Below are 9,476 nucleotides of genomic sequence, written 5' to 3' on the forward strand. Positions count from 1 at the left end.
TCGTAGGCGGGCGACGCCGCGAGATCCCGGGCTAGCCTTTCGGAGTGAGCGAACCGACCCCCGGCACCCCGATGGACGAGGTGCGCGGGCACGGCGTCGGGCCGTGGCCGGGGGAGTGGCCGACCGATCCCCGGTACGACCCCGAGCTGCTCGCCCACGGCGACACCCGCAACGTGATCGACCGTTACCGCTACTGGCGCATGGAGGCGATCGTCGCGGATCTCGACACGCGGCGGCACCCGTTCCACGTCGCGATCGAGAACTGGCAGCACGACATGAACATCGGATCCATCGTGCGCAGCGCCAACGCGTTCCTCGCCGACACCGTGCACATCATCGGGAGGCGTCGGTGGAACCGGCGCGGCGCCATGGTGACCGACCGGTACCAGCACGTCGTGCACCATCCGGACATCGCGTCGTTCACGGCGTGGGCCGCGGGGGAGGGCATCCCGGTCCTGGCGATCGACAACGTCGGCGACGCGGTGCCCGTCGACCGCGCCGAGCTGCCCGCGCGGTGCGTGCTGCTGTTCGGTCAGGAGGGTCCCGGGCTGTCCGACGAGGCGCTCGCCGCGGCGTCCGGCCACATCGAGATCACCCAGTACGGCTCGACGCGCTCGATCAACGCCTCGGCGGCCGCCGCCATCGTGATGTACGAGTGGTGCCGGAGGCACGCGGGCTGACGCGCGCTCAGCCCGTCGGCGTCGGCGTCGGGGTCGGTGAGGGCGCGGGCTCCGGGGCGACGGTCTGCTCGGAGAGCGGATCGGTCGTCGGCACCAGTTCCGGCGCGGTCGTCACGAGCGGGGCCGGGGCCGTGGTCTGGACGGGCTCGGGGGCCGTGGTCTGTGTGGGTTCGGGGGCCGTGGTCTCCGTCGGCTCCGGCGCGGGTTGCTGCGTCGGGGTCGGTGTGGGCGTCGGGGTCGGTGTGGGTGTGGGTGTGGGTGTGGGTGTGGGTGTGGGTGTGGGTGTGGGTGTCGGCGTTGGCGTCGGCGTCGGGGACGGAGTGGGCTTCGGCGCGGGGCTCGGCTCGGGCTCGGCCGCGGGCTGGGGCTTGGGAGCGGGCTCGACCGAGGCGGTCGCGGGCTCGGCGGGCTCGGACGGCGGCGCGACCGGTGTGAAGGGAACCGGCTTGATCGACACGCGCCCGGTGAGGAACGGCATCGGGTCGACCGCGCGCCCGTTCACCCGCACCTCGAAGTGCAGGTGGTTGCCGAAGCTGCGGCCCGTGTTGCCCACGTGGCCGATCACGTCGCCCGCCTCGACCCAGTCGCCGACCTCCACACGGCGGCTCCCATGGGACATGTGCCCGTAGAGGGTCTGGCGGCCGTCGGCGTGCTGGATGATCACGGCGACGCCGTAGCCGTAGTAGCCCTCGCTCGACAGGATGACGATCCCCGGGGCCGCGGCGCCGATCGGCGTGCCGGCCGGTGCGGCGAGGTCGATCCCCATGTGGCGCCCGCCGCGGGCGGCGAACAGGTCCGTCAGGGCGACGTTCGTGAGCGGCCAGGCGAGGCGGCCGGCCATGAGCCCGCGGTCTCCGAGCGCGGCGAGCTCGGAAACGTCCACCGGGATGCCGGCGGCCAGGGCCGCGCGCACCAGCTTCGCGCGCTCCGCGCGGCGTCGCTCCTGCAGCTCGGCAGGCGTGCTCGCGGCGTACGCGCGAGGCTCCAGGGCGCCGTCGGCCGAGTAGGCCTCCATCGCCGCGAGGATCCCCGCCTCGCCGTCCGGGCGCACGCGGGAGTCCGCGCGGTGGAACGTCGTGAAGACCGGCCGCTCCGCCACCGGCGCCTGCCGGGGCTGGTAGCCGTGACCCGGGTCGATCGGCATGTCGTACTGCGTCTGCGCCACGTACGCCGCGGCCTGCACCGCCGGCTGCGCCACGCTCAGGCTGCCGGTCTCGGGCGCCGGGGCCCCGGTCGCGGCCACCGCGTCCGTGCCGGCGGTCGTCGCCGCCAGCATCGCGAGCGCGACGCTCGCACGCACCGCGCCCCGTGCGACCGCGCGGGATCCTCGCGCCACGGCGGCGCGGGGTCCGCGATCGGGTGTCTTGGGCTGCATGGGTCCCTCGCGCCCATACTGGGACATCCGCCATGCCGGGCGGAAGGGGTCGGGCCGTCTTTCCCGGCCCGAGGGAGCCATCTCACCCCTCGTGTCACCCGGACCGCCGGCGTAGCGTGGCCAGCGAAAAGGAGGCCGCAATGATCACCGCACCCCTGATCCGCCCGTTCCTCTGGTTCGACGGCAACGCCCGGGAGGCCATGCAGTACTACTGCGAGGTGTTCCCCGAGAGCCGCATCGACCGGATCGACGAGTACCCGGACGAGAGCATCGACCCGCACTTCGAGGGCATGGCCGGCAAGGTCATCAACGGCGAGTTCACCCTGGCGGGGACCGCGTTCGGCTGCCTGGACGGCGGCCCGTACTTCACGTTCAACGAGTCGATCTCGTTCGTCGTCGCGTGCCGCGACCAGGCCGAGATCGACTACTACTGGGAGCGCCTGTCGTCGGTTCCCGAGGCCGAGCAGTGCGGATGGTGCAAGGACCGCTTCGGCGTGAGCTGGCAGATCGTGCCCGTGGACTTCGACCGGTTCATGCGCACGCCCGAGCAGATCCAGGCGTTCATGAAGATGAAGAAGATCGTGATCGCCGAGCTCGAGGCCGCGTAGACGCGGGGCGGAGCGCGTCGTGCGCCCCGCCCCGCGTCCGCCGATCAGAGCGCGGGCACCGCGTTCTCGATGAGCTCCCGCGCCATCTCCGGGAACCAGCCGCCCGCGGCCGGCGCGACCATGCCGCGCGCCGGATCCTCGGGGCCGGCGGTGCCGCGCAGGCACTGTCCGTCGGACTCGCCGGGCACCTTGATCCACAGATAGGCGTCGAGCAGGTCGTAGCCCGTGTCGGTCGAGGGGCGCAGGCCCAGACCCCGGTCGAGCGGGTTGCACCAGTCCTCGTAGCCGGCTGCGACCTGCCAGGGGCCCTGGCCGTTGCGGCTCGTGTCGATCACGAAGTGGGTGGACGGCTCGATGTCGCCGAGCTGCGACGCGTAGCGGGAGTCGACGCCCGACGTGTTCAGCGCCGGGTCCGCGGCGTCCGCCGACCACTCGCCGTACGGATCCATGGACACGCCGCTCCAGCCGTTGGCGGGCCCGCCGTTCCAGTACTGGCTGCCGCAGTCGCCGAACGCGCCGCCCGCCTCGGTCACGAGCGCGATGCACGACGAGATCCAGGTGCCGTACGCGGTGAGGTTGGCCGTGTACTGGTAGTTCGAGGCGTTGAGGAAGAAGCCGTCCGCCTGCTGCACCCCGGCCTTCAGGAGACGGTCGCTGATGTCGCCGACGCTGAGCCACGCGCTGTGCGTGCCGTCGAGGTAGACCGCCGTGTTCGGCAGCGCCGACAGGGTCTCGACCGCGTGGCGCAGCATCGTGAAGCGGTCCTCCGCGGCCGTGGCGGGGTCGAGCTCGGCCGGGCGGCACCACTCCTGTGTGCCCTCGATGGTCGTGTAGTGGGGGATGATCCCGAGTCCGTCGGGCTCGAGGACGACGACCGCGTCCTTGCCGCCGATCCCCTTGGCGAACCCGTCGATCCACGCGGTGTACTCGGCGACGCTGGTGGCTCCGCCCGCCGAGTACTGCGCGCAGTCGCGGAACGGCACGTTGTAGGCGACGAGCACGGGGACCTCGCCCTCCGCGTGCGCGTGGACGACGACGTCCTTGACCTCCTGCTTCACCTCGACGGGCGATCCGCCCGTGAACCAGGAGGCCGTGGGGAAGGGCGCGAGCGCGAGCGCGTCCTCCCGCGCCTGGCCCGTGAGGCCCTCGGCGGCCCGGTACGTCGTGCTGTCGGGGTCGGAGTAGAGGGTGGTCGTCGGATCGATCACGTCGTTCGCGGCGAACGCCGGTGCGGCGCCGCCGAGGCAGACGAGGACGAGGGCGGAGGCGGCCGCCGTGGCCGCTCCGGCACGCCTCATCGTCGAGGCAGGGGACATCTGGGCTCCTTACGGTGCCGTCGGACCCGCCGACGGCGCTGTCGTGATGGGTCTGTGCAGAGCTGATCCCGATGTGTGGGAGCGCTCCCACGCTCGGGGTCAGATACCAACCTGGCGGGCGCGACGCGGCATGTCAAGGGCGATCGGCGCGGCCGTGCGCCGCTCACAGGACGAGCGGCCCGCGCGCAGGCTCATCCGCCCCGGAACGCGACGGGGGCCACATCCGGCCTGTCAGCGGGCGCGCGGCGCGCTGAGGGGCCGGAGCCGCGGCTCACTCGCGCCCGGCGGAGACCCAGGTCGGGTTGAACGACCGGTGTCCGTGCACGCGCGACGCGAGAGCGTCGAGGCGCGAGACCTGCGCGGGATCGAGCCGGATGTCGGCGGCCGCGAGGTTCTCGTCGACCCGCTCCGGGAAGCGCGTCCCGGGGATCGGCACGACCGGCAGGCCGAGCTCGCGGCCCTTCTCGTACAGCCAGGCGAGCGCGAGCTGGGCGGGCGTCACGCCAGCCTCGGCGGCGGCGGCGAGGACCTCGTCGAGCACCGGCTGGTTCGCGGCGAGCGTGTCCGGGGCGAAGCGCGGGAACTTCGGCCGCCCGTCCTCCTCGCCCACCGCCGCCGGGTCGAACGCCCCCGTGAGCCACTGGCGGCTGAGGGGGGAGTACGGGACGAAGCCGATGCCCAGCTCGCGCGCGGCCGGCACGACGTGCGCCTCGACGTCGCGGCTCACGATGCTCCACTCGCTCTGCACGGCCGCGATCGGGTGCACCGATGCGGCGCGGCGCAGCTCGTCGCCCGTGGCCTCGGAGATGCCGATGTGCCGGATCTTCCCCTCGGCCACGAGCTCGGCGAGGGCGCCGACGGTCTCCTCGATCGGCACGTCCGGGTCCACGCGGTGCTGGTAGTAGAGGTCTAGATGGTCCGTGCCGAGGCGCTTCAGGCTCAGCTCGAGCTGCTCGCGCACGTACGGGCCGTCGCCGCGGATCCCGCGGTTCCCGATCCCGCCGCCTCCGACGATCCCGAACTTCGACGCGAGCTGCACCTCGTCGCGGCGCGTGCGCAGCAGGCGCGAGATGATCCGCTCGCTGCGGCCGTCGCCGTAGATGTTCGCGGTGTCGATGAACGTCACGCCCGCATCGACCGCGTGCGTCAGCGTCCGCAGCGCGTCGTCGTCGCTCACGGGGCCGTAGATGTCGCTCAGTGACATGCCGCCGTAGCCCTGGCGCGGCACCTTCAGGCCGTCACCGAGGGTGGTCAGGTCGGTCGAGCTGGGGGAGGTCCGCGTCGCGCTCACGCGTTCGAGCCTAGGTCGCCGGCGCGGGGGGCGGGGCCGTCGGCGACATCCGGGGTCACGCGTGCGCGTGCATCCACGCCCGCCCGCGGACCCGGGTGCCGAGCGTGACCAGCCGCGCGCCCATGAACACCAGGAAGAACGCGGCCGACAGCCACGCGAGGCCGCCCCATCCGGCGGGCGCGAGCCACGCGATCGCGCCGAGCGCGGGCAGGAACGGCACGAGGTTGAGCACGCCGGCGATCGCGAGGTAGCGGGCGTCGCCCGCGCCCATCAGCACGCCGTCGAGCACGTAGACCACGCCCGCCAGGGGCTGCGTCAGCGCCATCAGCAGGAGCGCGGGCTGGATGACCGCGGCCAGCTCGGGGTCGCCCGTGAACGCCAGGCCAAGGACGCCGGACAGCGCAGCGAAGAGCAGTCCGATCGCGAGGCCGAACCACGCGCCCCACGCGGTCGTGCGTCGCAGCACGAAGCGCACGGCCTCGGCGTCCCCGGCCCCGAGGCTCTTGCCGATCAGTGCCTGCGCGGCGATCGCGAGTGCATCCAGGGCGAACGCCGCGGTCGACGAGATCGTGAACACGATCTGCCAGCCGGCGAGCTCCTGCGTGCCCAGGGCCGTGGCGACCGCGACCGTGAGCAGCAGCGCCAGGCGCAGGCTCACGGTGCGCAGGAACAGCCAGCCGCCCGCCCGCGCCGATCCGCCGATGCCCGCGCGCTGCGGCCGCACCTGCGCGTCGTGGCGCCGCGCGAGCCGCCCCGCGACGACGGCGTAGGCCGCGACCATGCCCCACTGCGCGACCACGGTGCCGGCGGCCGAGCCGGCGATGCCCCAGCCGAAGCCGTAGATGAACAGCGCGTTCAGCGCGGCGTTCGCGACGAAGCCGAGCCCCGCGATCCACAGCGGGGTCACGGTGTCCTGCAGGCCGCGCAGCAACCCGGTCGCGGCGAACACGATCAGCATCGCGGGAAGGCCCCACATCGAGATGCCGAGGTAGACGCCGGCCTCCGCGGCGACGTCCGGGCTCGCGCCGAACGCCGCGACGAGCGCGGGCGTCGCGAACCATCCGGCCACGGCGAGCACCGCGCCCATCCCGAGCGCCAGCCACATCCCGTCGATGCCGACCGAGACGGCGCCGCCGGCGTCGCCCGCGCCGAACCGCCGCGCGACGGCGGGCGTCGTGGCGTACGCGAGGAACACCATGAGCCCGACGATCGTGCTCAGCACGGCGCTCGCGATGCCGAGGCCCGCGAGCGGCACGACGCCGAGATGGCCCACGAGCGCGGCGTCCACCATGAGGAACAGCGGCTCGGCGACCAGCGACCCGAGCGCCGGGATCGCCAGCCGCAGGATGTCGCGGTTCAGCGTCGCCGTGCGGGTCGTCACCCCTCGAGCGTAGGACGGGCCGCGGACGCGCCGCGCGTGCGTGCTGTCCTCAGGACCGGCGGGGCCGGTGCGCGTGCATCGCCGTGGGCCGTTCCATCGCTCGGGTCTCCGGGGCTGGTGTGCGGATGTCGGCCTCACGAGGCGACATCCGCACCGCCGACCCTTCAGACGGAACGCGGCGTCAGCGGGAGACGGGGGTCCGATGCGCGGCCGGCGCGGCGGCGCTCGACCTCGGCGGCCGTGGGGGCCGCCTCCCAGTCGCCCGACGCAGTGCAGGCGAGGGCCCCGCACACGATCGCGGTGTCGAGGCGCTCGGCCGCGGAGGCGCCGCGCGTAAGCTCGCGCAGCCATCCGGAGACGAACGCGTCGCCCGCGCCGACCGTGTCGACCACGTCGACCCGGAGCGCGTCGCGCTGCTCGCGGCCGCCGTCGGCGTCGCCCGCGATCGCGCCGCGCTCGCCGAGCTTGACGACCGCGTGCCGCGCGCGCCACGGCTCGCGCGCGCGACCCGCGGCGCGCCCGGCCGAACCCGGGATCGGAGAATCGGGTCCGGATCATCCGGTCATCGCGCGCGCCGCGGCACGCCGTGCTTAGGGTGGACCCATGACCGACGCCGCTCCCACGACCGCCCTCCGCTCCGGCATCGCCATCGAGGAGCTGAGCGACGAGATCCGCCCGCAGGACGACCTCTACCGCCACGTGAACGGCGCGTGGATCGAGCGCACCGAGATCCCCGGCGACAAGGCCCGGTGGGGCTCGTTCCACCTGCTCGCCGAGCAGGCAGAGAAGGACGTGCGCGCGATCATCGAGGAGTCGCAGCAGGCAGAGCCCGGCACCGAGGCCCGCAAGGTCGGCGACCTCTACGCCAGCTTCATGGACGAGCAGCGCATCGCCGAGCTGGGCGCCGCGCCCCTCGCGGAGCCCCTCGCCCAGGCCGACGCCGTGACCGACGTGGCCTCCTTCCTCGGCACGGTCGGATCGCTCGACCGCCAGGGCGTCGCGAACGTCATCGGCGTCTTCGTCGAGCCCGACCCCGGCAACCCCACCCGCTACGTCCCCTTCCTGGTGCAGTCCGGGCTGTCGCTCCCCGAGGAGAGCTACTACCGCCTCGAGTCCTTCGCCGAGGTGCGCACGCAGTTCCGCGCGCACGTCGAGCGGATGCTGGCGCTCGCCGGCATCGCGGACGCCGCCGGCCAGGCCGACCGGATCGTCGCGCTCGAGACCGAGATCGCCTCGCACCACTGGGACAACGTGCGCAGCCGCGACGCGGTCGCCACCTACAACCTGAAGACGTGGGACGAGATCCAGGCGCTCACCGGCCTCGACCTCGCGCCGTGGCTCGAGGGCGTCGCGCCCGGCCGGCCCGAGGCGTTCGCCGAGGTCGTGGCGTACCAGCCGTCCTTCCTCGAGGGCCTCGGCACGCTGCTCACGGACGAGCGGATCGAGGACTGGAAGGCGTGGCTGCGGTTCAAGATCGTGCGGGCCGCGGCGCCGTACCTGTCCGACGACTTCGTGAACGAGAACTTCGACTTCAACGGCACGACCCTCACGGGCGTGCCCGAGATCCGCGAGCGCTGGAAGCGCGGCGTCGCGCTCGCCGAGGGCGCGCTGGGCGAAGCCGTCGGCAAGGTCTACGTCGAGCGGCACTTCCCGCCGGCCGCCAAGGCCGCGATGGACGACCTGGTCGCCAACCTGATCGAGGCGTACCGGCAGAGCATCACGACGCTCGAGTGGATGGGTCCCGAGACGCGCGAGCGCGCGCTGAAGAAGCTCGACTCGTTCACGCCGAAGATCGGCTACCCCGTGACCTGGAAGGACTACGGCGCACTCGAGATCGACGCGACCGACCTGCTCGGCAACGTCCGCCGCGCGAGCGCGTTCGAGCACGACCGCCAGATCGGCAAGGTCGGCAAGCCGATCGACCGCGACGAGTGGTTCATGACGCCGCAGACCGTCAACGCGTACTACAACCCGCTGATGAACGAGATCGTGTTCCCCGCGGCCATCCTGCAGTACCCGTTCTTCGATCCGGAGCGCGACGACGCCGCGAACTACGGCGGGATCGGCGCCGTGATCGGCCACGAGATCGGCCACGGGTTCGACGACCAGGGCAGCCGCTACGACGCCGACGGCAGCCTGACCGACTGGTGGACGGACGCCGACCGCGCCGCGTTCGAGGAGCGCACCAAGGCGCTCATCGCCCAGTACGACGCGCTCACGCCCCTCGGCCTGGAGGAGTCGTACAAGGTGAACGGCGCCCTCACGATCGGCGAGAACATCGGCGACCTCGGCGGCCTCGGCATCGCGCTCAAGGCGTATCAGCTCTCGCTCGGGGGCGAGCCGGCGCCCGAGATCGACGGGTACACCGGCGTGCAGCGCCTGTTCCTGTCGTGGGCGCAGGTGTGGCAGCAGAAGGGCCGCGAGGCCGAGACCATCCGCCTGCTGACGATCGACCCGCACTCGCCCAACGAGTTCCGGTGCAACCAGATCGTCCGCAACATCGACGCGTTCTACGACGCGTTCGGCGTGACCGAGGCGGATGCGCTCTGGCTGCCGGAGGAGCAGCGCGTCACCATCTGGTGAGGCTCAGGAGCGCCGAATGTCCGCGTGCTGACCGTTACGAAAGTGCGCGGGTCAGGAGTGAGCTCGGTCAAGGCGTGACACTGCGAGCGCCGTAGATCTGTATGTGGCTCATCGCATTTGAGCGTGTAGCGCTGGTCTGAACCCGCCGGTCTCGAGCAGGGATCTGGTGATGTAGTTGGTGAGGCTGCGGAAGCCGAGTGCGGAGCCGCGCAGGTGCTCGAGACGTCCATTGATCGCCTCAG

8 protein-coding genes are annotated in these 9,476 nt (G+C 72.8%); 3 read left to right on the forward strand and 5 right to left on the reverse strand.

Annotated elements, in window-relative coordinates:
• The first annotated feature begins 71 nt into the window (after positions 1 to 71).
• A complete protein-coding gene (locus ACYVGN_RS02035; protein WP_134747108.1) occupies positions 72 to 680 on the forward strand; it encodes a TrmH family RNA methyltransferase in 609 nt (202 codons plus the stop codon).
• A gap of 7 nt (positions 681 to 687) precedes the next feature.
• On the opposite strand, the gene ACYVGN_RS02040 is transcribed toward ACYVGN_RS02035, so the two are convergent.
• A complete protein-coding gene (locus ACYVGN_RS02040) occupies positions 688 to 1,980 on the reverse strand; it encodes a M23 family metallopeptidase (RefSeq protein WP_460788444.1) in 1,293 nt (430 codons plus the stop codon).
• A 215-nt stretch (positions 1,981 to 2,195) separates the two neighbouring features.
• Between ACYVGN_RS02040 and ACYVGN_RS02045 the strand changes: the two genes are divergently transcribed.
• Positions 2,196 to 2,663, forward strand: a complete 468-nt coding sequence (locus ACYVGN_RS02045) for a VOC family protein (protein ID WP_055988618.1) — start codon at positions 2,196 to 2,198, stop codon at positions 2,661 to 2,663.
• Positions 2,664 to 2,707: 44 nt separating this feature from the next.
• On the opposite strand, the gene ACYVGN_RS02050 is transcribed toward ACYVGN_RS02045, so the two are convergent.
• From ACYVGN_RS02050 to ACYVGN_RS02065, 4 genes are all read right to left on the reverse strand, one after another.
• Positions 2,708 to 3,961 carry a glycoside hydrolase family 6 protein gene (locus ACYVGN_RS02050; protein WP_055988620.1) on the reverse strand — a complete coding sequence of 418 codons (1,254 nt, stop codon included), beginning with the start codon at positions 3,959 to 3,961 and terminating at the stop codon, positions 2,708 to 2,710.
• A gap of 289 nt (positions 3,962 to 4,250) precedes the next feature.
• Positions 4,251 to 5,270: an aldo/keto reductase gene (locus ACYVGN_RS02055; RefSeq protein WP_460788446.1), complete on the reverse strand. Its 1,020-nt coding sequence runs from the start codon at positions 5,268 to 5,270 to the stop codon at positions 4,251 to 4,253.
• Between the two features lie 55 nt (positions 5,271 to 5,325).
• A complete protein-coding gene (locus ACYVGN_RS02060; protein WP_460788448.1) occupies positions 5,326 to 6,651 on the reverse strand; it encodes an MATE family efflux transporter in 1,326 nt (441 codons plus the stop codon).
• Between the two features lie 164 nt (positions 6,652 to 6,815).
• Entirely contained in the window at positions 6,816 to 7,187 is a 372-nt protein-coding gene (locus ACYVGN_RS02065; RefSeq protein ID WP_460788456.1) for a carbohydrate kinase family protein, read from the reverse strand.
• Between the two features lie 67 nt (positions 7,188 to 7,254).
• Between ACYVGN_RS02065 and ACYVGN_RS02070 the strand changes: the two genes are divergently transcribed.
• Complete coding sequence (locus ACYVGN_RS02070) at positions 7,255 to 9,234, forward strand: M13 family metallopeptidase (RefSeq protein ID WP_460788449.1); 1,980 nt, start codon at positions 7,255 to 7,257, stop codon at positions 9,232 to 9,234.
• Positions 9,235 to 9,476: the final 242 nt, after the last annotated feature.

The sequence above is a fragment of the Microbacterium lacusdiani genome (assembly GCF_054779895.1).